At 62.8% G+C, this 20,580-nt stretch carries 22 protein-coding genes; 19 read left to right on the top strand and 3 right to left on the bottom strand.

The features are described 5' to 3' along the window. Nucleotides 1-24 precede the first annotated feature (24 nt). The 4 genes from SM764_RS01140 to SM764_RS01125 all read left to right on the top strand — a co-directional run bounded on the left by SM764_RS01140 (nucleotide 25) and on the right by SM764_RS01125 (nucleotide 3,572). Nucleotides 25-675: a sigma-70 family RNA polymerase sigma factor gene (locus SM764_RS01140; RefSeq protein ID WP_065272605.1), complete on the top strand. Its 651-nt coding sequence runs from the start codon at nucleotides 25-27 to the stop codon at nucleotides 673-675. Further along, nucleotides 672-1,322, top strand: coding sequence for a ChrR family anti-sigma-E factor (locus SM764_RS01135; protein WP_274827672.1), 651 nt, complete (start codon nucleotides 672-674; stop codon nucleotides 1,320-1,322). Before SM764_RS01140 ends, SM764_RS01135 begins: the two co-directional genes overlap by 4 nt. Nucleotides 1,323-1,514: 192 nt before the next feature. Continuing rightward, on the top strand, nucleotides 1,515-1,775 hold the full coding sequence (locus SM764_RS01130) for a helix-turn-helix domain-containing protein (RefSeq protein ID WP_274831365.1): 261 nt from the start codon (nucleotides 1,515-1,517) through the stop codon (nucleotides 1,773-1,775). Between the two features lie 75 nt (nucleotides 1,776-1,850). Continuing rightward, nucleotides 1,851-3,572: a SulP family inorganic anion transporter gene (locus SM764_RS01125; RefSeq protein WP_368947231.1), complete on the top strand. Its 1,722-nt coding sequence runs from the start codon at nucleotides 1,851-1,853 to the stop codon at nucleotides 3,570-3,572. A 106-nt stretch (nucleotides 3,573-3,678) separates the two neighbouring features. On the opposite strand, the gene gap is transcribed toward SM764_RS01125, so the two are convergent. Further along, on the bottom strand, nucleotides 3,679-4,707 hold the full coding sequence (gene gap / locus SM764_RS01120; RefSeq protein WP_369000805.1) for a type I glyceraldehyde-3-phosphate dehydrogenase: 1,029 nt from the start codon (nucleotides 4,705-4,707) through the stop codon (nucleotides 3,679-3,681). Nucleotides 4,708-4,894: 187 nt separating this feature from the next. On the opposite strand from gap, the gene SM764_RS01115 reads away from it, so the two are divergent. Beyond that, the gene (locus SM764_RS01115) at nucleotides 4,895-5,899 is read left to right on the top strand and encodes a LacI family DNA-binding transcriptional regulator (RefSeq protein ID WP_065272610.1); all 1,005 of its coding nucleotides are present in this window, start codon (nucleotides 4,895-4,897) and stop codon (nucleotides 5,897-5,899) included. 9 nt (nucleotides 5,900-5,908) lie between these two features. Here SM764_RS01115 and SM764_RS01110 read toward each other — a convergent pair whose 3' ends face one another. After that, nucleotides 5,909-6,568, bottom strand: coding sequence for a TetR/AcrR family transcriptional regulator (locus SM764_RS01110; RefSeq protein ID WP_368947229.1), 660 nt, complete (start codon nucleotides 6,566-6,568; stop codon nucleotides 5,909-5,911). A gap of 79 nt (nucleotides 6,569-6,647) precedes the next feature. Between SM764_RS01110 and SM764_RS01105 the strand changes: the two genes are divergently transcribed. The 4 genes from SM764_RS01105 to SM764_RS01090 are packed head-to-tail and all read left to right on the top strand — an operon-like array spanning nucleotide 6,648 to nucleotide 10,580. After that, complete coding sequence (locus SM764_RS01105; protein ID WP_369000804.1) at nucleotides 6,648-7,964, top strand: flavin-containing monooxygenase; 1,317 nt, start codon at nucleotides 6,648-6,650, stop codon at nucleotides 7,962-7,964. Continuing rightward, on the top strand, nucleotides 7,961-8,863 hold the full coding sequence (locus tag SM764_RS01100; RefSeq protein WP_369000802.1) for a bile acid:sodium symporter family protein: 903 nt from the start codon (nucleotides 7,961-7,963) through the stop codon (nucleotides 8,861-8,863). Before SM764_RS01105 ends, SM764_RS01100 begins: the two co-directional genes overlap by 4 nt. Then, nucleotides 8,860-9,810, top strand: coding sequence for an SDR family oxidoreductase (locus SM764_RS01095; protein WP_369000801.1), 951 nt, complete (start codon nucleotides 8,860-8,862; stop codon nucleotides 9,808-9,810). Before SM764_RS01100 ends, SM764_RS01095 begins: the two co-directional genes overlap by 4 nt. Then, nucleotides 9,807-10,580 carry an SDR family NAD(P)-dependent oxidoreductase gene (locus SM764_RS01090; RefSeq protein ID WP_369000800.1) on the top strand — a complete coding sequence of 258 codons (774 nt, stop codon included), beginning with the start codon at nucleotides 9,807-9,809 and terminating at the stop codon, nucleotides 10,578-10,580. The genes SM764_RS01095 and SM764_RS01090 overlap by 4 nt, the downstream gene beginning before the upstream one ends. Here SM764_RS01090 and SM764_RS01085 read toward each other — a convergent pair. Then, complete coding sequence (locus tag SM764_RS01085) at nucleotides 10,577-11,062, bottom strand: Lrp/AsnC family transcriptional regulator (protein WP_274827682.1); 486 nt, start codon at nucleotides 11,060-11,062, stop codon at nucleotides 10,577-10,579. The genes SM764_RS01090 and SM764_RS01085 overlap by 4 nt on opposite strands. Before the next feature lie 203 nt (nucleotides 11,063-11,265). On the opposite strand from SM764_RS01085, the gene SM764_RS01080 reads away from it, so the two are divergent. The 10 genes from SM764_RS01080 (at nucleotide 11,266) to SM764_RS01035 (ending at nucleotide 20,578) form a co-directional block, all read left to right on the top strand. Continuing rightward, nucleotides 11,266-12,357, top strand: a complete 1,092-nt coding sequence (locus SM764_RS01080; protein WP_368947223.1) for a pyridoxal-phosphate dependent enzyme — start codon at nucleotides 11,266-11,268, stop codon at nucleotides 12,355-12,357. Next, nucleotides 12,350-13,513, top strand: coding sequence for a M24 family metallopeptidase (locus SM764_RS01075; protein ID WP_369000799.1), 1,164 nt, complete (start codon nucleotides 12,350-12,352; stop codon nucleotides 13,511-13,513). Before SM764_RS01080 ends, SM764_RS01075 begins: the two co-directional genes overlap by 8 nt. A 3-nt stretch (nucleotides 13,514-13,516) precedes the next feature. Beyond that, complete coding sequence (locus SM764_RS01070; RefSeq protein ID WP_369000798.1) at nucleotides 13,517-14,257, top strand: maleate cis-trans isomerase family protein; 741 nt, start codon at nucleotides 13,517-13,519, stop codon at nucleotides 14,255-14,257. 200 nt (nucleotides 14,258-14,457) lie between these two features. After that, a complete protein-coding gene (locus SM764_RS01065) occupies nucleotides 14,458-14,583 on the top strand; it encodes a hypothetical protein (protein WP_369000797.1) in 126 nt (41 codons plus the stop codon). A 391-nt stretch (nucleotides 14,584-14,974) separates the two neighbouring features. Further along, the gene (locus SM764_RS01060) at nucleotides 14,975-16,111 is read left to right on the top strand and encodes an ABC transporter substrate-binding protein (protein WP_065272620.1); all 1,137 of its coding nucleotides are present in this window, start codon (nucleotides 14,975-14,977) and stop codon (nucleotides 16,109-16,111) included. A gap of 57 nt (nucleotides 16,112-16,168) precedes the next feature. Next, a complete protein-coding gene (locus tag SM764_RS01055; RefSeq protein WP_347508690.1) occupies nucleotides 16,169-17,089 on the top strand; it encodes a branched-chain amino acid ABC transporter permease in 921 nt (306 codons plus the stop codon). 2 nt (nucleotides 17,090-17,091) lie between these two features. After that, the gene (locus tag SM764_RS01050) at nucleotides 17,092-18,075 is read left to right on the top strand and encodes a branched-chain amino acid ABC transporter permease (RefSeq protein WP_274831744.1); all 984 of its coding nucleotides are present in this window, start codon (nucleotides 17,092-17,094) and stop codon (nucleotides 18,073-18,075) included. Next, entirely contained in the window at nucleotides 18,068-18,835 is a 768-nt protein-coding gene (locus tag SM764_RS01045; protein WP_369000796.1) for an ABC transporter ATP-binding protein, read from the top strand. Before SM764_RS01050 ends, SM764_RS01045 begins: the two co-directional genes overlap by 8 nt. Next, nucleotides 18,832-19,521 (top strand): ABC transporter ATP-binding protein, encoded by a 690-nt coding sequence (locus SM764_RS01040; protein WP_274866996.1) that lies wholly within the window; start codon nucleotides 18,832-18,834, stop codon nucleotides 19,519-19,521. The genes SM764_RS01045 and SM764_RS01040 overlap by 4 nt, the downstream gene beginning before the upstream one ends. 115 nt (nucleotides 19,522-19,636) lie before the next feature. Continuing rightward, entirely contained in the window at nucleotides 19,637-20,578 is a 942-nt protein-coding gene (locus tag SM764_RS01035) for a hypothetical protein (RefSeq protein WP_369000795.1), read from the top strand. Nucleotides 20,579-20,580 lie beyond the last annotated feature (2 nt).

Genomic DNA, 20,580 nt, shown 5'->3' with positions numbered 1-20,580 from the left:
GCAGCGGCGCCACGTAACACTGGCATGTTGGAACTTGATGCAGATCCCGCTCTTGATGCGCCCGAGCTACCGGTTACGGTAGGTGAGGTGACCGCCGATGCGCGGGAAAGGAAACAAGTGGATACCAACAGCTTTTCTGAGCAGACCCTCTGGATGCTTGCGGTGCGGGACCAGCGGGACCGGGCCGCCTTTGGCTTGCTGTTCGACCACTTTGCGCCGCGGCTCAAAGGGGTGATCTGCCGCTCGGGCATTTCACAGGGTCAGGCCGAGGACATCGTGCAGGACGTGATGCTGACGGTCTGGCGCAAGGCACACCTGTTCGACCCTCAGCGGGCGCAGGTGTCGTCCTGGATTTACCAAATCGCGCGAAATCGTCAGATCGATGTGATCCGAAAGGAACGCCGCCCCGTACCCGAAGAGCTGAAGCAACCCGAAGAGGTGCAGGAAGACGCGGCGCAGATCGTTGCCCTGGAGCAAGAGACGTCGCGCCTGAGGGAGGCCTTGAAGCGGCTGAAACCCGCACAACGCGAGATGGTGGAAAAGGCTTACCTCGGGGAGCTGAGCCATTCGGACATCCGCGCTGAAACGGGGCTGCCGCTTGGCACGATAAAATCCCGCATCCGGCTTGGACTGGAACGGTTGCGGCACGAATTGAAGGGAACTGAAACCTCATGAGCAGCATCACCCATCATATCCCTGATGAGCTGCTGATCGCCTATGCCTCGGGGAGCCTGGAACAGGCTTTCTCGCTGGTGCTGGCGGCGCATATCTCTATGTGCGACGAGTGCCGCGCCCGTCTGGGTGCGCATGAGGCGGTTGGCGGCGCCATGCTTGAAAATGCCTGTGGCACCGAGGCCGGAGTGGCTGTGTCGGCGGATCTGAAGGCGCGGCTTCTGGATGCGCTGGATGACCCTGTTGAGCCCGCGCCCCCGGCCTATCACCGCTCGGGTGTGTTTCCCGGACCGGTGATGGAGGCGCTGGGCGGGCTGCCCCCGAAGTGGAAACCGCTCGGCATGGGGGTGCGCCAGTCGATCTTGTCTCATGGCAAGGGCGGCAGCGTGCGATTGCTATATATCCCCTCGGGGCAGGCGGTGCCGGACCATGGTCACAACGGGCTGGAGCTGACGCTGGTGCTGCAGGGCGCGTTCCACGATGAAACGGGGCGTTTTGGCGTTGGCGATGTGGAGATTGCAGACAGCGATCTGGAGCATACCCCGGTGGCCGAAGAGGGCGCAGCCTGTATCTGCCTGGCTGCCACTGACGCGGCGCTGCGGTTCCGTTCCTTCATCCCGCGTCTGCTGCAACCGGTGTTCCGGATCTAGACGGGCAGATCAGATATCTCCGCCCGGTTGGGCGGATTGAGGCAAGGGCCGCGCATCGCGTGGCCCTTTTTGCGTGTACCAGTCAGGGCGACGCATATTGTTGTGAAGGTACACCTCTGGACTTTGATTTTGATATTTCATATATCACTATACCTATATTGATTCCCCATATTGTAATTTCAGGTATGCTTCATGATTACCGGCCCCCAGATGCGCGCGGCGCGTGCCCTTCTTGGTATTGATCAGAAAACCCTCGCGGAACGCGCCGGGCTTTCGGTGCCGACGATCCAGCGTATGGAGGCCAGCGCGGGCAACGTCCGGGGCGTTGTCGACAGCCTGACCAAGGTGGTCACTGCGCTGGAACAGGCGGGTATCGAGCTGATCGCCGAAGGCGTGCCCAGCACGGCTGGCGGGCGCGGTGTGCGCCTGAAATCTCCACCCCAGACCCCTTAAGATCCAAATCCGCGACGGCGACCGCCGACGTTATGCCGACGATCCCGCCGCACACCAACCAAAGGTGCGGCCCAGATGAAAGACCAGACCAGCAGTGCGCATGAAGCGCCAAGCTTTGCAGAGCTGTTTACCCCGAAACTGATTACCGTGCTGCGCGAAGGCTACGGTCTGGCGCGGCTGCGCGGCGATGCCATTGCCGGGCTGACGGTCGCCATCGTGGCGCTGCCCCTGTCGATGGCCATCGCCATCGCCTCGGGGGCGACCCCGGCGCAGGGGCTTTATACGGCGATTGTCGGCGGATTTCTGGTCTCGCTGCTGGGCGGATCGCGGTTCCAGATCGGCGGCCCGGCGGGTGCCTTTATCGTTCTGGTCGCCGCAACGGTGGCGCAGCACGGGATCGAGGGGCTGGTGCTGGCGACCTTCCTGTCGGGGTTGATGTTGCTGGCGGTGGGGTTCCTGCGGCTGGGCACCTTTATCAAGTTCATTCCCTTTCCGGTCACTGTGGGCTTCACGGCGGGGATCGCGGTGATCATCTTTGCCAGCCAGATCAAAGAGCTGTTCGGGCTGACCTTGCCTCATGAACCGGGAGAGCTGCTGGAAAAACTCCCGGCGCTTTGGGAGGTGAGGGGCAGCATCACCCCGGCGGCGCTGGGCCTGTCGATTGTAACCGTTGCGGTGATCCTTGGCCTCAAAAGCTGGCGGCCGCATTGGCCCGGCATGCTGATCGCAGTGGCGCTGGCGGCGACGGCCACGGCATTTCTGGCACTGCCGGTGCAGACCATCGGCACCAAATTCGGCGGCATTCCCGCCTCGTTGCCTGCGCCGCGCCTGCCGGATCTATCGCTAGCTCACATTCTGGCAGTGCTGCCCTCTGCGGTGTCCTTTACCCTGCTGGGGGCCATTGAATCGCTGCTGTCGGCAGTGGTGGCCGATGGCATGACCGGGCGCCGTCACCGCTCCAATTGCGAGCTGGTCGCGCAGGGGGCGGCCAATATAGGTTCCTCTCTGTTTGGTGGCTTTTGCGTCACCGGCACCATTGCCCGCACTGCGACCAACGTGCGCGCCGGGGCGCACGGTCCCATCGCTGGGATGTTGCACGCGGTCTTCCTGCTGCTGTTCATGCTGATCGCGGCGCCGCTGGCCTCCTACATTCCGCTGGCGGGGCTGGCCGGGGTGTTGGCCGTGGTGGCGTGGAACATGATCGAGCGGCCCGCCATCGCCATCCTGCTACGCTCGGGCTGGGGCGAGGCGACGGTTCTGGTCGCGACCTTCTTCCTGACCATTTTCCGCGATCTGACCGAGGCCATCGTTGTCGGTCTTGCCCTGGGGTCGGTGCTGTTCATCCAGCGGATGAGCCGGGCAACGGCGGTGTCGCGGCATACGCCATTGGTCGGGCGGGACGAGGCCGATAGCGCGGATGGGCGCGGCGAATACCACGAAGAGCAGGCGGCGAACCCGGATGTCGTGGTCTACCGCATCACCGGGGCACTGTTCTTTGGTGCCACCGCCTCGATCGGGTCGGTGCTGGACCGCATTCAGGATAGCCACAAGGCGCTGATCGTTGATTTCTCGGCGGTGCCGTTTCTGGATTCAACCGGCGCCAATATGATCGAAGGACTGGCGCATAAGGCTGAAAAGCAAGGCGTCGCCCTGTGGCTGACAGGGGCGGGGCTGGATATCCGGCGCGTCTTTGCCACCCATGGGCTGAGCCACCCGCTGATCCATGACGCGGTCAGCGTGGAGGCGGCGCTGGCCACGATCACAGGCGCCGCCGACGAGGCCCGCAAGGCTGGGTGATCTGCGGTCTATACGGCACGAAAAAGGGGCCGCTGCGTGCGGCCCCCGTGCAATCCCACCCGCCATGATCTGCCGCGTGGGTCAGTGATTGCTTGGTCTTATGCGCTCAGCTGGCGAGCGCCATCTCTTCTGGCTTCATCAGGCGGCCCATGTGGCGGCCGGTGTCCAGCATGCGGTTGGAAAAGCCCCATTCGTTGTCATACCAACTAACCACCCGCACCAGCCCTTCGCTGGTGACAGCGGTCTGCGCAGCGGCAAAACAGGAGGAATGCGGGTCGTGGTTGAAATCGACCGAGACCATCGGATCCTCTTCATAGGCCAGAATGCCCGCCAGCCCGTTCTCCGAGGCCGCGCGCACGGCGTCATTGACCTCTTCGACCGTGGCGGCGCGTTCGGGCACAAAGCTGAGATCGACAACCGAGACATTCGGTGTCGGCACCCGGATGGCGGAGCCTTCCAGCCGTCCTTTCAGATGCGGCAGCACCTCTGCGATGGCGCGGGCGGCGCCGGTGGAGGTCGGGATCATCGACAGGGCCGCGGCGCGGGCGCGATAGGGGTCCTTGTGCGGGCTGTCGTGGGTCGGCTGGTCGCCGGTATAGGCGTGAATGGTGGTCATGTAGCCGGTCTTGATTCCAAAAGCCTGATCCAGCACCTGCGCCACTGGCGCCAGGCAGTTGGTGGTGCAGGAGGCGTTGGAGACCACCAGATCGTCCGCGGTCAGATCCATGTGGTTGACGCCATAGACTACGGTGCGGTCGACCTCCTTGCCGGGGGCGGAGATCAGGACGCGTTTCGAACCATTGCCCAAATGCGCCGCCGCCGCATCGCGGCTGGTGAACAGGCCGGTGCATTCATAGGCGATGTCGACGCCTTCCCAAGGCAGATCCGCCGGATTGCGCTCGGCGCTGAGCCGGATGGTGTGGCGACCCACTCGCAGGACTCCGTCCGCGAGAGAGACAGGTGCGCGCAGGCGACCATGCACGGAATCGTATTTCAGCAGATGCAGCAGGGTTTCGGCGGGTGCCAGATCGTTGATCGCCACCACGTCGATGTCGGTGTCGCCGCGTTCCAGCAGGGCGCGCAGGACGCCACGGCCGATGCGGCCAAATCCGTTGATTGCGATCTTGAGGGTCATGGCATCTGTCTCCGTGCAGTGGGCGTGTTCAGAATCGCCCCTTGGTTGCGGTATCGATAGCGGTGGCGCTAACATTTGTGTATTCGTTATCGATAACGATCAAGTAAATCAACCCTGCCTGAAAACATCGGCCAATCCCGGCCCGCTGCCTCTTGCGGCTGGGCGCGAAGTGCTGGACCATGCGCGCATGACAAAGAAGCTGCTGCTCAAGGACGTCGCCCGTCTGGCCGGGGTCAGTGAAATGACCGCCTCTCGTGCGTTGCGCGGGACCACGGATGTGTCCAAGGCAACCCGCGCGCGGGTCGAGGAAATCGCCCGTGCCCATGGCTATGTGCCCAATCGCATCGCCGGATCGCTGTCCTCGCAATCGGTCAATCTGGTTGCGGTGGTGGTGCCGTCTCTGAACAGTTTTGTCTTTCCCGAGGTGCTGTCGGGGATTTCCCACGTGCTGAAGGAAACGCAGCTGAAACCGGTGGTTGGCGTATCGGGCTATGAACTCGATGAAGAAGAGGCCGTGATTCGCGAAATGCTGAGCTGGCGTCCCTCGGGGCTGATCGTGGCGGGGCTGGAGCACACTGAGGCCACCCGGCGCATGCTCGAGCAGGCGGATTGCCCGGTGGTGGAGGTGATGGATGTGGATGGCACCCCGGTGCGCCACTGCGTCGGCATTTCCCATCTGCAGGCGGGACGCGACATGGCGGCGCAGATCCTGTCGCAGGGTTATCGGCAGATCGGCTTTATCGGCACGAAGATGCCGCAGGATTTCCGCGCCCGTAAGCGTTTTGACGGCTTTGTCGAAGGATTGGCAGAGCAGGGTGTCACGCTGATGGACCGGGAACATTATGCCGGAGAAAGCTCGATCCAGACCGGGCGTCAGCTGACCGCGCAGATGCTGGAGCGCACGCCGGAACTGGAGTGTATCTATTATTCCAGCGACGTGATGAGCGTCGGCGGTCTGATGCATTGCCAGGCCGAGGGGCTGTCGGTGCCCGGCGACGTGGCGCTGGCGGGGTTCAATAACCTGCAGATCCTGCAGGGGCTGCCGCAGGAACTGGCCACCACTGATGCCTGCCGCCGCGAGATCGGTGAGCGCGCTGCGCGCATCGTGCTTGAGACGCGGGAGGCGGATCAGCCAACGCCGCCCGTTTGCGTGCAGTTGAGCCCGACCATCAGCCTGGGGCGGTCGCTCTAGCTCTGCCTATCAGCCTTGGGACTGGCCGGGGTCCGCTGTCAGGATCGCCTCCATTCCTGCGGTGCAAAAGGCGATCAGCTGGTCGACCTGCGCTTCGGCGGCGCCGGGGCTCAGCGCCTCGATCCGCCAGCCGGTGTTGAGAAAGGCGAGCATCGCAGCCACGGAATAAACCTGACCGGTGGCGGCGGCCTGACGTTCAGCCTGCGGATAAAGCGCCAGAATCTCCTCGATGAACCGGTTGGCCGTGGGGTCGAAACACTGCGCCGCCAGCGGCCGCCAACGCGGATCGGCGGACACATGCGCCACCAAGCGGCCATAGTGCTGCCAATGGGGGCCGCCGGTGCGTGCCAGCGTCACATAGGCCCGCATGAAGACATCCAACAGGCCGCGCAGCGACAGGGCATCCTCGGCCCTGAGGCGTTCCAGCCCTGCCAGACGCACGTCGGCCAGTTCATCGGCACGGCGGGTGACGGTCTGGTGAAACAGCTCTTCCTTGCCGCCACCGTGATGGTGCACCAGCCCGACCTGTACTCCGGCCAGCGCTGCGATATCGCGCAGCGAGGCGCCTTCGAATCCGCGCTCGGCAAAAAGCGCTTCGGCGGCGTCCAGGATCCGCGCCTTGGTCTGCAGTGACCGCGCCGAAGGGGCGCGTTTGCGTTGTTTTTCCACGAAAAACTCCCGTTGGTGAAAATATCTTGCCTTATTTTGAACGTTTGTTCAATCTAATCTCGGAGGACAGGGAGGAATTATGACGGAAACGCGCGGGCAGTATGCCCTCATCGGCGCCGGGCCGATGGGGCTGGCCATGGCCAAGGTATTGGTCGAACAGGGCATTCCCTTTCAGGGGTTTGAATTGCATTCGGATGTGGGCGGTTTGTGGGACATCGAGGGACCGAACTCCACGATGTACGAAAGCGCCCATTTGATCTCATCCAAGCGGATGACGGAATTTGCGGATTTTCCGATGAAGGACGAGGTGGCCGAATACCCCTCGCATCGGGAGCTGAAAAACTATTTTCACGATTTTGCAGAGCATTTCGGCCTGCGGGAGCGGTATCGCTTCAACGCCGAGGTCCTGAAGACCGAACCATTGGGCGGTCCGGGCGAGGGCTGGCGCGTCACCTGGCGCGATCAGGAGGGCGAGCACAGCGCCGAATTTGCCGGTGTGCTGATCGCCAATGGCACCCTGTCCGAGCCGAACATGCCGACATTCCCAGGCGACTTCACGGGCGAGCTGATCCATTCCAGCCAATACCGCAAGGCCGAGCAGTTCGGCGGCAAGCGCGTGCTGGTGGTGGGCGCGGGCAATTCGGGCTGCGACATCGCGGTGGATGCGATCCACCATGGCAACAGCTGCGATCTGTCGATGCGGCGCGGCTACTACTTCGTACCGAAATACGTCTTTGGCAAACCGGCAGACACCATGGGCGGGCTGATCCAGCTGCCGATGTGGCTGAAGCGGCGTATAGATGGCCTGATCCTGAAATGGTTCGTGGGTGATCCGCAGAAGTACGGGTTTCCGAAACCCGATTACCAGCTTTACGAAAGCCATCCTGTGGTGAATTCGCTGGTACTCTACCATGCGGGCCATGGCGATCTGAAGATCCGGCCTGATATCGAGCGGATCGACGGCAAGGTGGTGCATTTCACCGATGGCAGCAGCAGCGAGTATGACATGATCCTCGCTGCGACGGGCTACAAGCTGCACTATCCCTTTATCGATAAGGAGTTGCTGAACTGGCAGGGCGATGCGCCGCACCTGTATCTCAACGCGATGCACCCTGGTCGCGACGATCTGTTCGTCCTCGGCATGGTCGAGGCCAGCGGCCTTGGCTGGCAGGGACGGCACGAGCAGGCCGAGATGGTCGCGCGCTATATCAAGGGGCTTGAGACCGGCAATGCCGGGGCCAAGGCCCTGAAGGCGGAAAAGGCCGCGGGATTTGAACGCGCAACCGGCGGTATGGCCTATCTGAAACTGGCGCGGATGGCCTACTACGTGGACAAGGCGACCTATCGCAAGGCGGTCACGGGCTGGATCAAGCGGCTCTCCGGGGCGGGCGCATGAGCGGGATTGATGAGATCACGCTGAATTTCAGCCCCGCCTCTCTGACGCTTCTGAATGGGATCCTCGCGGTGGTGATGTTCTCCATCGCCATCGATCTGAAGCCTTCAGATTTTCACCAGCTGCGACGGGCGCCCAAGCCGCTGATCGTCGGGCTGCTGTCGCAGTTCATCGTGCTGCCGGTGCTGACCTTTGCGCTGGTCTGGCTGACTGCGCCGCGTCCCTCGATTGCGCTCGGGCTCATTCTGGTGGCGGCCTGTCCGGGCGGTAATATCTCCAACTTCATCACCCATCGCGCGGGCGGCAACTCTGCCCTGTCGGTGTCGATGACGGGGTTTGCCACCGTGGGGGCGATCCTGCTGACGCCGCTCAATATCGGACTCTGGGGTGGGCTTTATCCGCCAACGCGGGCGATCCTGCAGCAGACAGAGATCGACCCGGTGCAGATCGCCATCACCGTCGGGCTGATGCTGTTCCTGCCCCTTGTGCTGGGGGTGCAGCTGAATATGCGGGCGCCCGATCTGACGGCACGCATCCGGCGGCCCCTGCAATGGCTGTCGATGGGGATCTTCGTTGCCTTTATCGTGCTGGCGCTGGCGGCCAACTGGGGCTTCTTCCTGCAATTCGCAGGCGCGGTCGCCGGGCTGGTGATCCTGCACAATACGGTGGCGCTTGGCGGGGGCTGGATCACCGCGACGCTGGCGCGGCTGTCGCCTTATGACCGGCGTGCGGTGACGATAGAGACTGGCATCCAGAACTCGGGTCTCGGTCTGGTGCTGATCTTTGCCTTCTTCGGGGGCTTGGGCGGCATGGCCGTCGCGGCAGCCTTCTGGGGGATCTGGCATGCCATATCGGGGTTGGCACTGGCCGCTCTGATGTCCCGGACGGAGGCGGCGCGATGATCGAGGATGCAAAGACCAAAACCGTTCTGATCACCGGCGCTGCTGGCATGGTGGGCCGTGCCCTGCTGTGGGAGCTGCCCGCCTGCCGGGTGATCGCCTCGGATCTGGCGCCGCCTGCGGATCTGCCCAAGGGCGGAGAGTTCTGCCGCATGGATGTCACAACCGATGATCCCGCCCGGGTCACCGGCGAATATAAGCCCGACGTGATTGTGCATCTGGCCTCCATCGTGACCCCGCCAAAGGGCAGCAGCCGCGATTTCGCTTATGCCGTTGATGTCGCGGGCACGCGCAAGGTGCTAGAGGCCGCCGTGGCGCATGGGGTGGAACGTATCGTCGTGACCTCCTCTGGCGCGGCCTATGGCTATCACGCGGACAACCCGCAGCCGCTGCGCGAGAACGACAGCCTGCGCGGCAATCCGGAGTTCGCCTATTCCGACCACAAGCGTCAGGTCGAGGAAATGCTGGCCGAATACCGCCGTTCGGCGCCGCAGCTGCAGCAGGTGATCCTGCGCGTCGGCACGGTGCTGGGGGCGGGCACGGAAAACCAGATCACCGCCCTGTTCCGCCGTCCGCGCCTGCTGGCGGTGATGGGCAGCGAAAGCCCCTTTGTCTTTATCTGGACCCGCGATCTGGCCCGCATTCTGGCCCGCGCGGCAACCGATGGGCCAGAGGGAGTCTTCAACGTCGCCGGGGATGGTGCCATGGGCGTCACCGATCTGGCGCAGGCGCTGGGTAAACCGGTTCTGCGCCTGCCGGCCTGGGTGCTGAGGGCGGCGCTGGCGCTCGCGAAACCTCTTGGTCTCAGCCAATATGGGCCGGAACAGGTGCGGTTCCTGCAATATCGGCCGGTGCTGGACAACAGCGCCCTGAAACGGGACTTCGGCTATACGCCCGAGCTGACCAGCGCCGAGGTGTTCGATCTGTGGAGGCAGCAGGCAGGCCTATGACGAAGAAGAAAACAGCAGTCATTTCGGGCGGCGCCGGTGGGCTTGGCCGGGCCTTGTCCACGGCGCTGCAGGCGCGGGGCTGGCGGGTGATCCTGCTGGATCTGGATATCTCGGGGCTGGACAGTAGCGAGACCCAGATCCCGATCCGCTGCGATCTGACCGATGCGACCCAGTTGCGCAGCAAGGCCGAGCAAATCCAGCAGCAGTATCCGGTGATTGATTTGGTCATCTACAACGCCGGTATCACCCAGATCGGGGGCTTTGATACCATCGACGAGGCCAGTCACCGGCGGGTGTTCGACATCAACTATTTTGCCGCCGTCGCCATGGCCGGGCATTTTCTGGCGGCGGTCCGGCGGGCATCGGGGACGCATATCGCGGTGTCTTCGGTGGCGGGGTTTGCGCCGCTTTATCATCGTACCTCTTATGCGGCGTCAAAACACGCGCTGGAGGGGTTCTTCAAATCCCTGCGCTCGGAAGAGCGGCCCTATGGTGTCGATGTGCTGATCGCGGCGCCGTCTTTCGTGGCCACCAATATCGGCAACGACCAGCGTCAGATCGACGGCATCGCGCGGCCGGGATCGGCCGCAGATGGGATGGATTACATGACGCCCGAGGCTGCTGCCGAGGAGATCCTGCGCGGGCTTGGCCGACGGCAGCCGATGATCCCGGTGGGACGGGTGGCGCGGCTGGCCTGGTGGGTGAACAGCTTGGCGCCGCGCCTTTACCAGCGGTTGATGGAGCGGCAGATCGGCGGCCACGAGGGCTAGGCGCCGTCGCCCTCTGTGTCCGCGTCCGGCAGGATCGGCAGCGAGAAGCCTGTTTTCACCCGGTTCATCACCACGGAGGTACGGAACCGGGTGATATTTTCTTCGTCAAAGAAATGCCGCCGGGTGAAGGCTTCGAAATCGGGCATGTCGCGGGCGGTCAGGATGACGATGAAATCGGCATTGCCGGTCACATAATAGCACTGCATGACCTCGGGCGCCTCGACCATGCGGCGGCGGAAGCGATCGATATCCTCGGCGCGCTCGCTGTGCAGGGTGACCTCGACGATCAGCATCAGCCCTCGGCCCAGTTTTTCAGGATTGAGCATCGCGATATCGGCATCGACATAGCCCTGCGCGCGCAGCCGGGTCAGCCGCTTGCGGCAGGCATCGGGGGAAAGCCCGGCGATATGCGACAGGGCCTCGGCGGTCAGCCGGTTGTTGTCCTGGATCGCGGCAAGGATGAGCTGGTCGAATCTGTCCATGTCACGCCTCCTTAGGGCTGCAAGTTTGTCCGTTTTTCCGTGACTTGCACAGCCGGAGTGCTGCCATTGTCCGGTATTCTGCATCAAATGTGAAAAGTCATCAGAAAATCGGCCTGCAGGGCGGCGAAATTTCCGAGAAACCGATGGCGGTGCAGATTAGGTTGGGCAAAAATCGAACAACAAAAAGAAGAGGAGGTCGATCCATGGATGGGGCGTTGAGCAAGACACTCGATAACATGTGGCGGGGCGGCGCGTTGCCGGTTGCGGGAACTGAGCCTCAGCTTTATCCCAGCGTTGCCGCCGATGCGGTGGCCAAGCTGCTGACACTATGTCCGCGTCATGCGATCACACCGCTGATCGAGGCGGATGAGCTGGCGAAAAAGGCCGGGGTGGCCAGGATCTGGATCAAGGACGAGCGCGCCCGCATGGGCCTTGGCAGTTTTAAGGCGCTGGGCGCGGCCTACTGCATTGCCAGCGCAGCGGCCGATGCATTGAAGGACAAGATCGGCGCCTCTCAGGTCTGGGAAACGGCCCTGCACGGACAAACCTATGCCACGGCAAGCGCCGGCAATCACGGGCTGTCCGTTGCGGCTGGGGCGCGGCTTTTCGGGGCCGAGGCGGTGATCTACCTGTCGCGGGCGGTGCCCGAGGCCTTTGCCCAGCGGCTGCGCGACAAGGGCGCCCGGGTGGTACGCGCCGGTGATAATTACGAGGCCAGCATGGCCGCTGCTGCGGCGGATGCCGAAGAGAACGGTTGGACGCTGCTCTCCGACAGCTCATGGCCCGGCTACAGCGCCCCGGCTATCGCGGTGATGGAGGGCTATCTGCAATTGGCCGCCGAGGCTGTCGCCCAGATCGACGGGGTGCCGACGCATATCTTCCTGCAGGCGGGTGTCGGCGGGCTGGCGGCTGCGGTGGCCGCCTATGCGCGGCAGGTCTGGGGGAATGCGCCACAGATCATCGTGGTCGAACCGGACGCGGCGCCCGCGCTGATCGAGAGTATTCGCAGCGGCGAATTGCAGGACACGCAGGGGCCGGTGTCCTCCATGGGGCGGCTCGATTGCAAGACCCCGTCGATGGTGGCGCTGAACGGGCTGGCGCGCGATGCCGATGTCTTCGCCACCATATCCGAGGAAGAAGCTGCCGCAGGGGTCCGGACCCTTGCCGAATATGGCTATGCAACGACGCCATCGGGCGGCGCCGGTCTGGCAGCGCTTTTGGCGGGGCGTGTGAAGGATCTGGGACCCGATGCGCGGGTGCTGGCCATCCTCAGCGAAGGGCCGGAAGATGGCTGAGCCCGCCCGCGGCTTTGACCGGGGTGAGTTCCTGCGGCGGCGCGATGCCCTGCAGGCGGGCATGGCGGCAGCGGGCATGGAGGCGCTTCTGCTGACTGCGGCGGCGGATATCTTCTATGTCACTGGGTTCCTGACGCGGTTCTGGGAAAGCCCGGCGCGCCCCTGGTTTGTGGTGGTCCCGGCCAAAGGTGACCCGGTTGCGGTGATTCCCGCCATTGGCGTGGATCTGATGCGGCAAAGCTGGATTTCCGACATCCGCTGTTGGGATGCGCCGGATCCGAAGGATGATGGCGTCAGCCTGCTGGCGGCGACCCTTGGCGATCTGGTGCCGGAAACCGGGGCCATCGGCACGCCGATGGGGCTGGAGACGCAATTGCGCATGGCGCTTGGCGATTACATGGCGCTGACCGCGCGCCTGGCGCCGCGCCGCATGGTGGATGCCACGGATGTGGTGCAGCGGGTGCGCGAGATAAAGTCTGAGGCCGAGGTGGCCAAGATCCGCGCCGCCTGCGCGGTGGCGGATCGCAGTTTTGCCCGGGTGCCGGAGTTCGCAGGCCCCGGCAGGCCGCTTGATGCGGTGTTCCGTGATTTCCAGCGGGTGCTGCTGGAAGAGGGCGCCGATTGGGTCAGCTACACGGCTGGGGGTGCCGGGCCGGGGGGCTACGGTGATGTGATCTCTCCGGCGACGCCGCAGCCGCTGGCGGCAGGCGATGTGCTGATGCTGGACACCGGTGCGGTGCGCGATGGCTATTTCTGCGATTTCGACCGCAACTACGCCATCGGTCTGGTCGCGCCTGAGACCGCTCAGGCGCATGCAGCGCTTTATGCGGCCACGGATCTGGCGCTGGAGCAGCTGCGCCCCGGCATGACTGCCGCGGATGCGCACCGGATTCTCTGCGAGGGGCTGCGTGCCCATGGCGCCACGCCCGGCGGTGGGCGGCTTGGCCATGGACTGGGGGTGACGCTGACCGAATGGTCCTCGTTTACGCCCAAGGATCAGACGGTGCTGCGCGCCGGGATGGTGCTGACGCTCGAACCGGGCGCCGAGATCGCCCCGGGCCGCATTCTGGTGCACGAGGAAAACATCGTCCTGCGCGACAGCGGCCCCGAGCTTTTGTCCACCCGCGCACCGGCAGAGCTGCCGGTTCTGGAGTAGATCATGCAGACTTTTCCCTATGAGCTGACTGGCCCGATCGGCAGCCGCGCAACCTTTGGCCATATCGTGCTGCAGGTGGATGAGACGCTGGAGCAGGACATGCGCCGCCTGCTGCCGGGAGGCGAGGTCGCCCATCATGTCAGCCGTATTCCCAGCGGCGATGAGCTGACTCCGGATACCATTGCCACCATGAAAGAGACGCTGCCTGCGGCTGCCGCGCTGTTGCCCCCGGCGGCGGAATTCGACGTGATCGGCTATGGCTGTACCTCCGGGACGACCTTGATCGGTGCGGACCGGGTCGCGGATCTGGTACGGCAGGGCGCTGCCTCGACCCATGTCACCGATCCTCTGACCGCGGCTCTGGCAGCGCTTGCGGCGTTGGACGTCCGGTCGCTGGCCCTGGTGTCGCCTTATGTGGAAAGCGTCAGTGCCCCGGTCCGACAGGCTTTTGCGGCGCGGGGATATGATGTCAGCGGCACCGTGTCGTTCGGGGAAGAAGTGGAGGCGCGGGTGGCGCGGATCGACCCGGCCTCGATCCACGCGGCGGCCCTTTCCGTGGCCGGGGACGCCGATGCGGTGTTCCTGTCCTGCACCAACCTGCGCACGCTCGATATCATAGACGATCTTGAGGCGCGTCTAGGCAGGCCGGTGCTGAGCAGCAATCAGGTGCTTGCCTGGCATATGGCGCAGTTGGCGCGGGCGCCGAAACAGTGCAAGGGCCCGGGGCGCCTGCTCGGGATCTGAGCAGGGACTAGGGGGCGAAGGGGGATTGCGTTGGGGGCGTGTTGGAGAAGCCAAGAGCTGCCCAAACGGATCCGATTCGTCTGACGGCAGCATCGGTCACTTAGGGTGTGATCCTGCCCGAACGTCTTGGCGGCGAGCTGGCGGCACAAGGCCTTTAGGTTGTGCCGAGGTCGTTAGATATGCCTCAGATGAGGCGCGGAATGGATCTGGTGAAGATGTCATCTGACCGTGAAATGAGCGGTGCGTATATCGTGGCAGAAGCCTTTCTGGAACAGGCGGGCGCGACTGGTGTTGGCTTAGGTAATTATTATATATCAGGTGCTTAGTTTGCTATTATGACTGATCTAACGCGTTGTGCTGCTGCGTAAATCACGGGTCCTTCAACCGTTGCGTGCACCCCTTTCCGACTCCATGCTAAATTATGTTTTAGGGTTTAATATTTTAATCTTGAAACAAAACAGAGAAGCCGCCTAGAGTTTTGAGGTCAGCCACCAGGCGGTGGGCCTGCCGGATGCGGCAGCCTTGCCCCGGGCGGCGGATGAGACGTCAGGATGTGAAATCCACCACTGCACGGCAAACGGCAGAAGGTGTCCCCGTCAGAGGGAAAAGGCGATCAAGGACTGGCGCCACCCGCGCGAAGCGGAAATAGTGGGGTCACAGGAATAACCGCGGCCAACGCGGATCCGGTCGATAACTGCAATAGGGAGACTATAGGAAATGAAAGCAATCAAAACACTGGCGCTGGCGACAGCGGTGTCCGCTCTGGCCGTCGCGGCGCAGGCCGAGACCAAGATTGGCATGATCACCACCCTGTCCGGCGGCGGCGCCAGCCTTGGCGTGGATACCCGCGACGGGTTCATGCTGGCGATGGAAAACGCCGGGCGCGATGACGTCGAAGTGGTGATCGAGGACGATCAGCGCAAACCAGCAACCGCAGTCCAGATCGCCGATCAGATGATCCAGTCCGAAAAGGTGGATATCCTGACCGGTATCGTCTGGTCGAACCTGGCCATGGCCGTGGTGCCCTCGGCGACCGGGCAGGGGCTGTTCTACCTGTCGACCAATGCGGCGCCGGCGCAGCTGGCGGGCAAGGGCTGCAACCCGAACTATTTCTCGGTCTCCTATCAGAACGACAACCTGCACGAAGCGGCCGGTGCCTACGCCACCAGCGCCGATTTCAAGAAGACCTTCATCATGGCGCCGAACTATCCGGCCGGGAAGGATTCCCTCAACGGGTTCAAGCGCTTCTACAAGGGTGAACTGGCGGGTGAGATCTACACCAAGCTGGGTCAGACCGATTATGCTGCCGAACTGGCGCAGGTCCGTGCCAGCGGCGCCGACTCGGTCTTCTTCTTCCTACCTGGCGGAATGGGGATCTCCTTCCTCAAGCAATACGCCGCCAGCGGTATCGATCTGCCCGTAGTGGGCCCGGCCTTCTCCTTTGATCAGGGCATCCTGCAGGCCGTGGGCGATGCGGCGCTGGGGGTGAAGAACACCTCGCAGTGGAACAAGGATCTGGACAATGCGGCCAACGCCGAATTCGTCTCTGGTTTCCAGGAAAAATACGGCCGCCTGCCGTCGCTTTATGCGGCGCAGGGCTATGACACCGCCAACCTGATCCTGAGCGCGCTGGACAAGGCCGACGTGTCGGACAAAGACGCCTTCCGCGCTGCCCTGAAAGAAGCCGATTTCGCATCGGTGCGGGGTAAGTTCAGCTTTGGTCCGAACCAGCACCCGATCCAGGACATCTATGTCCGCGAGGTCATCAAGGAAGGTGATATCTTCACCAATAAGATCATCGGCACCAGTCTGACAGATCATTCCGACGCCTACGCGGCCGAGTGCAAGATGTAATCTGATCCTCCCTGCGGGGGCGCCGCATTGGTGCCCCCGTCAGAACGGAAATCTCCCATGTCCATTGTTCTCATTCTTGAGCAGATCCTGAACGGATTGCAGTTCGGGGTCATGCTGTTTCTCATGGCTGCGGGCCTGACGCTGGTCTTTGGCGTCATGGGCCTGATCAACCTCGCCCATGGTGCGCTTTATATGGTCGGGGCCTTTGCGGCGGCAGCAGTGGCCGGGCTGACCGGTTCCTTCCTGCTGGCGCTGATGGCCAGCCTGGCTGCGGCGGCTGCGGCCGGGGCTGTGGTCGAGATCGCGGTGATCCGGCGGCTTTATGACCGGGATCACCTTGATCAGGTCCTGGCGACCTTTGCGCTGATCCTGATTTTCTCCGAAGGCACCCGCTGGATCTTCGGCTCCTTTCCGCTGTTTCTGGATGTGCCTGCCGCATTGGCCGGGCCGCTCAGCCTGCCGGGCGGCATCGAATACCCGGCCTACCGCCTTGCCATTATCGGCATCGGGCTGGTGGTGGCAGCGCTGCTGTTCTGGCTGATCGCCCGCACCCGCATTGGGATCCAGATCCGCGCCGGTGAAGCCGACCGCGAGATGATCGCGGCGCTGGGGGTGGATATTTCCCGACTTTATACGCTGGTCTTTGCCCTTGGCGCCGCGCTGGCGGGCCTTGCGGGCGCGCTGGTCGGAGCCATCCAGTCGGTTCAGGTCGGCATGGGAGAGCCGGTTCTGATCCTCGCCTTTGTGGTGATTGTCATCGGTGGCATCGGCTCGATCAAGGGCGCGCTGGTCGGCGCGCTGCTGGTGGGGCTAACGGATACGCTGGGCAAGGTCTTCCTGCCGCAATTCTTTGGTCTGTTCCTGGAACCGGCAAGTGCTGCCTCGGTCGGGGCCTCGCTGGCATCGATGCTGATCTACATCCTGATGGCGGCGGTTCTGCTGGTGCGTCCCTCGGGACTTTATGGGGGGAGCGCATGAGCATGACCCGCGAAAACCTGTTCAACTGGGCGCTGGCGCTGGCACTGCTGGCGGTGCCGCTCTGGGCCAATGCCATGGACGAGCCCTTTATCATTACCCTCGCCACCAAGGTCGCGATCCTGGCGCTGGCCGGTGTCGGCCTCAATATCGCGCTGGGCATCGGCGGGCTGGTGAGCCTTGGCCATGCGGCGTTCTTTGGGATCGGCGGCTATGCCATGGGCATTCTGGCCGCCCATGCCCAGAACTATGAGCCGCTGATGCAGGTGCCATTTCTGATCGAGGGCACCAATCAGATGCCGGTGATCTGGCTGGTGGCCACCGTGGCCAGCGCGCTGGTGGCGCTGGTGATCGGGGCGCTGTCGCTGCGCACCTCGGGCGTCTATTTCATCATGATCACGCTGGCCTTTGGTCAGATGCTTTACTATTTCGCGATCTCCTGGTCCGCCTATGGCGGTGAGGACGGGTTGTCGATCTGGGTGCGCAACGAATTTCCCGGCCTCAACACGCTGGATCCGATCCAGTTCTTCATGATCGCCTATGTCATCCTCTGCCTGGTGCTGGTTTTCTCTGCCCGGCTGGGGCGCTCGCCCTTTGGCCTGGCGCTGGCGGCTGCCCGCCAGACCGAAGAACGGGTGATGACCGTGGGGCTGACGCCCTTTCATCTGCGGCTTGTGGCCTTTGTCATCTCGGGCGCGATCACCGGTCTTGCCGGCGCGCTTTATGCTGATCTCAACCGTTTTGTCAGCCCAACCATGCTGAGCTGGCACACCAGCGGTGAAATCATGGTCTTTGTCATCATCGGCGGGGTGGGGCGGCTGTTCGGCCCGGTTGTGGGCGCTGCCGTTTATATCCTGCTGGAACATCTTCTGGGCGGGATCAGTGAATACTGGCAGATCTTCCTCGGGCTATTGCTGCTCCTCATGGTGCTGTTTGCCCGCGGCGGCCTGATCGGCGCCCTGACAGGACGTGAGGTGGCCCATGACTGATCCGCATACAAACCCGGTGCTGAAGGTCGAAGGCATCAGCAAAAGCTTTGGCGCGCTCAAGGCCAGCGACAATGTCAGCATCGACCTGCGCCCCGGTGAAATCCACGCCCTGATCGGCCCCAATGGCGCGGGCAAATCCACCCTGATCAAGCAGATCTCGGGCAGTTTGCGCCCCGACACCGGCCGGATCGAGGTTCTGGGCCGCGATGTCACCGATCTTGATACCGTGGCGCGGGCGCGGCTGGGACTGGGGCGGACGTTCCAGATCTCCTCGCTCGCGATGGAGTTCACCGTGCTGCAAAACGTGGTGCTGGGCGCCCTTGGCGCGCAGGGCCGGGTGTTTTCCTTCTTCCGCAATGTGATGAAGGACAAGACCTTGTTGGAGCCTGCCCGCCGCGCCTTGGAGCGCGTCGGTCTGCAGGATGAGGCGCAGCGGCGCACTGCGGATCTGTCGCATGGCCAGCGCCGTCAGCTGGAGGTCGCGGTGGCCCTGACGCTCAATCCCAAACTGTTCCTGATGGATGAACCCATGGCCGGTCTTGGCGCCAGTGGCTCCAAGACCCTCACCGGGTTTCTGGATGAGCTGCGTCACGAGGCGCCGATCCTGCTGGTGGAACACGATATGGATGCGGTCTTTGCCCTTGCTGACCGGATCAGCGTGCTGGTCTATGGCGCGGTGATCGCCACCGGCACCGCCGATGAAATCCGCGCAAATCCCGAGGTGCGCCGCGCTTACCTCGGAGAGGAGGACGCCGCATGAGCCTGTTGTCCCTGAACAAAGTCGAGGCCTCCTACGGCCCCTCGCAGGCGCTGTTCGGCGTCTCGCTGGATCTGGCCGAAGGCGAGGTCGTCGCCCTGATGGGCCGCAATGGCATGGGCAAGACCACCACCATCAAATCGATCTGCGGCATGGTACATCCCTCTGCGGGTGAGGTTCGCTTTGACGGGCACGACCTGCGGCAGCTGCCCTCGCACAAGATTGCGCGGCTGGGGATTGGTCTGGTACCCGAGGGGCGCCGCTGTTTCGGCCCGCTGACGGTGGAGGAAAACCTGACCGCCGCCGCCCGTCCGGGCCCCTGGGATTTTGAGCGTGTCGCTGGGCTGTTTCCGCGGCTCAAGGAACGGCGCGACCAGACCGCAAGTTCCCTGTCGGGCGGCGAGCAGCAGATGCTGGCCATCGGCCGCGCCCTGATGACCAACCCGCGCCTTTTGATCCTGGATGAGGCGACCGAGGGGCTGGCTCCCGTGGTGCGGCAGGAAATCTGGGCAGCGATTGCGCAGCTGAAGCGTGAGGCGGGTCTGTCGATCCTGGTGGTGGACAAGACGCTGAAGGAACTCGCCCAGATCGCCGATCACGCGGTGATCCTGAACCGCGGCCAAAGCGTCTGGACCGGACGCATGGAGGACCTGACCCCGGATCTGACGGATCAGTATCTGGGAGTTTGAGAGGCCACAGAGGGTGAGGCACGTCTGCAGCGTACCTAGCTCACTCCCAAGTGCAGGGGTTGCCGTGGGTGCGGCAGCTCGGCAAAGTTGTGTTCGATCGCAAAATGGGTTTCGGATGAAACAGCAGCTTGTTTATTACTTGGACAATTGTGTTTACAGCAAGATGCTGGAGCCAGATTTTGACTGGCTGCTCAACTCCTTCTTGGCTGGTGACAATAGGGTTGCGTTTTCTGATGTTCACCTCGAAGAGATGCAGGATAATTGCGCCAACTACGCCCGTCTCTTACAACGGTTGGATGCCTTATTCATCCGAAACCCAGGCGTGCTTCATGGGGAATACCATCACATCTGCTCCCTAGATGAATGTGACATAGAGCGACGGTTCATCGAACACGCTGACTTTAGAACCGCAAATCAGGCGTTATATGCGATGCTGGCACCAATGCAGCATTTGCTAGGGGGGCAAAAGGACGCGACAATTTCCGACATTGCGGAAGGCACGGCGTCCGAGGTTTCTGATTTGTTGTCTCAGCTAGTCGGGGATCATGTAGATAAAATTAGCCGCTCTGCGGTGCGGGAGAAAATCAAGGCCGCCCTTGCCGGTTCGAGCGAAAAACTTACCTCGATCGATGCAGAGAAAAGCCGATTGATAGTGGAGACCCAGTTCCAGGCTACCAGACATGGCGATCCGATGAGAGACATGGATCCTACAGAAAAAGTCGCCCATCTTTTCTCAACTCTCGACGAGGAGAGCCGCGATGAAATTGAAGAAAAGTACCCTCTCCATTTTGCCACGAAAAGACCGTTGGCTAGCGGTGAGTTGACGGTTTTCTCTTTTCTACTTTTCACTTTGGGCTTGACCAAGCGAAAGGGCAAATTCTCTGGTACTCGCCAACTTCAAAAGTTTGCCGCTGAGTTCAAAGATGCAATGCACATTGAAGAAGCTTCCCGTTGCGATTTCTTTTTCACCTTTGACGAAGACGCAAGTCGCCTCGCTGCATCAGCACTTTCCTATGCTGGTTTCCCAACTCAGGTGGTTCACCTCGCGCGGCGGTAGCT

This window comes from Pseudophaeobacter sp. 1A16562 (assembly GCF_041008785.1).
GTDB classification, from domain to species: Bacteria; Pseudomonadota; Alphaproteobacteria; order Rhodobacterales; family Rhodobacteraceae; genus Phycobacter; species Phycobacter gallaeciensis_A.
The sequence above is the reverse complement of the archived record's forward strand: the minus strand, read 5'-3'. Positions and strand labels throughout refer to the sequence as shown.

Excerpts from the sequence above, each read along its gene's own strand:
- gap (WP_369000805.1), bottom strand. The coding sequence starts at position 4,707 with ATGACCCTCAAGATCGCAATCAACGGATTTGGCCGCATCGGCCGTGGC.
- SM764_RS01045 (WP_369000796.1), top strand. The coding sequence starts at position 18,068 with ATGACTGATCCGCATACAAACCCGGTGCTGAAGGTCGAAGGCATCAGC.
- SM764_RS01125 (WP_368947231.1), top strand. The coding sequence starts at position 1,851 with ATGAAAGACCAGACCAGCAGTGCGCATGAAGCGCCAAGCTTTGCAGAG.
- SM764_RS01100 (WP_369000802.1), top strand. The coding sequence starts at position 7,961 with ATGAGCGGGATTGATGAGATCACGCTGAATTTCAGCCCCGCCTCTCTG.
- SM764_RS01075 (WP_369000799.1), top strand. The coding sequence starts at position 12,350 with ATGGCTGAGCCCGCCCGCGGCTTTGACCGGGGTGAGTTCCTGCGGCGG.
- SM764_RS01055 (WP_347508690.1), top strand. The coding sequence starts at position 16,169 with ATGTCCATTGTTCTCATTCTTGAGCAGATCCTGAACGGATTGCAGTTC.
- SM764_RS01070 (WP_369000798.1), top strand. The coding sequence starts at position 13,517 with ATGCAGACTTTTCCCTATGAGCTGACTGGCCCGATCGGCAGCCGCGCA.
- SM764_RS01060 (WP_065272620.1), top strand. The coding sequence starts at position 14,975 with ATGAAAGCAATCAAAACACTGGCGCTGGCGACAGCGGTGTCCGCTCTG.
- SM764_RS01115 (WP_065272610.1), top strand. The coding sequence starts at position 4,895 with ATGACAAAGAAGCTGCTGCTCAAGGACGTCGCCCGTCTGGCCGGGGTC.
- SM764_RS01090 (WP_369000800.1), top strand. The coding sequence starts at position 9,807 with ATGACGAAGAAGAAAACAGCAGTCATTTCGGGCGGCGCCGGTGGGCTT.
- SM764_RS01105 (WP_369000804.1), top strand. The coding sequence starts at position 6,648 with ATGACGGAAACGCGCGGGCAGTATGCCCTCATCGGCGCCGGGCCGATG.
- SM764_RS01095 (WP_369000801.1), top strand. The coding sequence starts at position 8,860 with ATGATCGAGGATGCAAAGACCAAAACCGTTCTGATCACCGGCGCTGCT.
- SM764_RS01140 (WP_065272605.1), top strand. The coding sequence starts at position 25 with ATGTTGGAACTTGATGCAGATCCCGCTCTTGATGCGCCCGAGCTACCG.
- SM764_RS01050 (WP_274831744.1), top strand. The coding sequence starts at position 17,092 with ATGACCCGCGAAAACCTGTTCAACTGGGCGCTGGCGCTGGCACTGCTG.
- SM764_RS01085 (WP_274827682.1), bottom strand. The coding sequence starts at position 11,062 with ATGGACAGATTCGACCAGCTCATCCTTGCCGCGATCCAGGACAACAAC.
- SM764_RS01040 (WP_274866996.1), top strand. The coding sequence starts at position 18,832 with ATGAGCCTGTTGTCCCTGAACAAAGTCGAGGCCTCCTACGGCCCCTCG.
- SM764_RS01080 (WP_368947223.1), top strand. The coding sequence starts at position 11,266 with ATGGATGGGGCGTTGAGCAAGACACTCGATAACATGTGGCGGGGCGGC.
- SM764_RS01065 (WP_369000797.1), top strand. The coding sequence starts at position 14,458 with ATGGATCTGGTGAAGATGTCATCTGACCGTGAAATGAGCGGTGCGTAT.
- SM764_RS01135 (WP_274827672.1), top strand. The coding sequence starts at position 672 with ATGAGCAGCATCACCCATCATATCCCTGATGAGCTGCTGATCGCCTAT.
- SM764_RS01035 (WP_369000795.1), top strand. The coding sequence starts at position 19,637 with ATGAAACAGCAGCTTGTTTATTACTTGGACAATTGTGTTTACAGCAAG.
- SM764_RS01130 (WP_274831365.1), top strand. The coding sequence starts at position 1,515 with ATGATTACCGGCCCCCAGATGCGCGCGGCGCGTGCCCTTCTTGGTATT.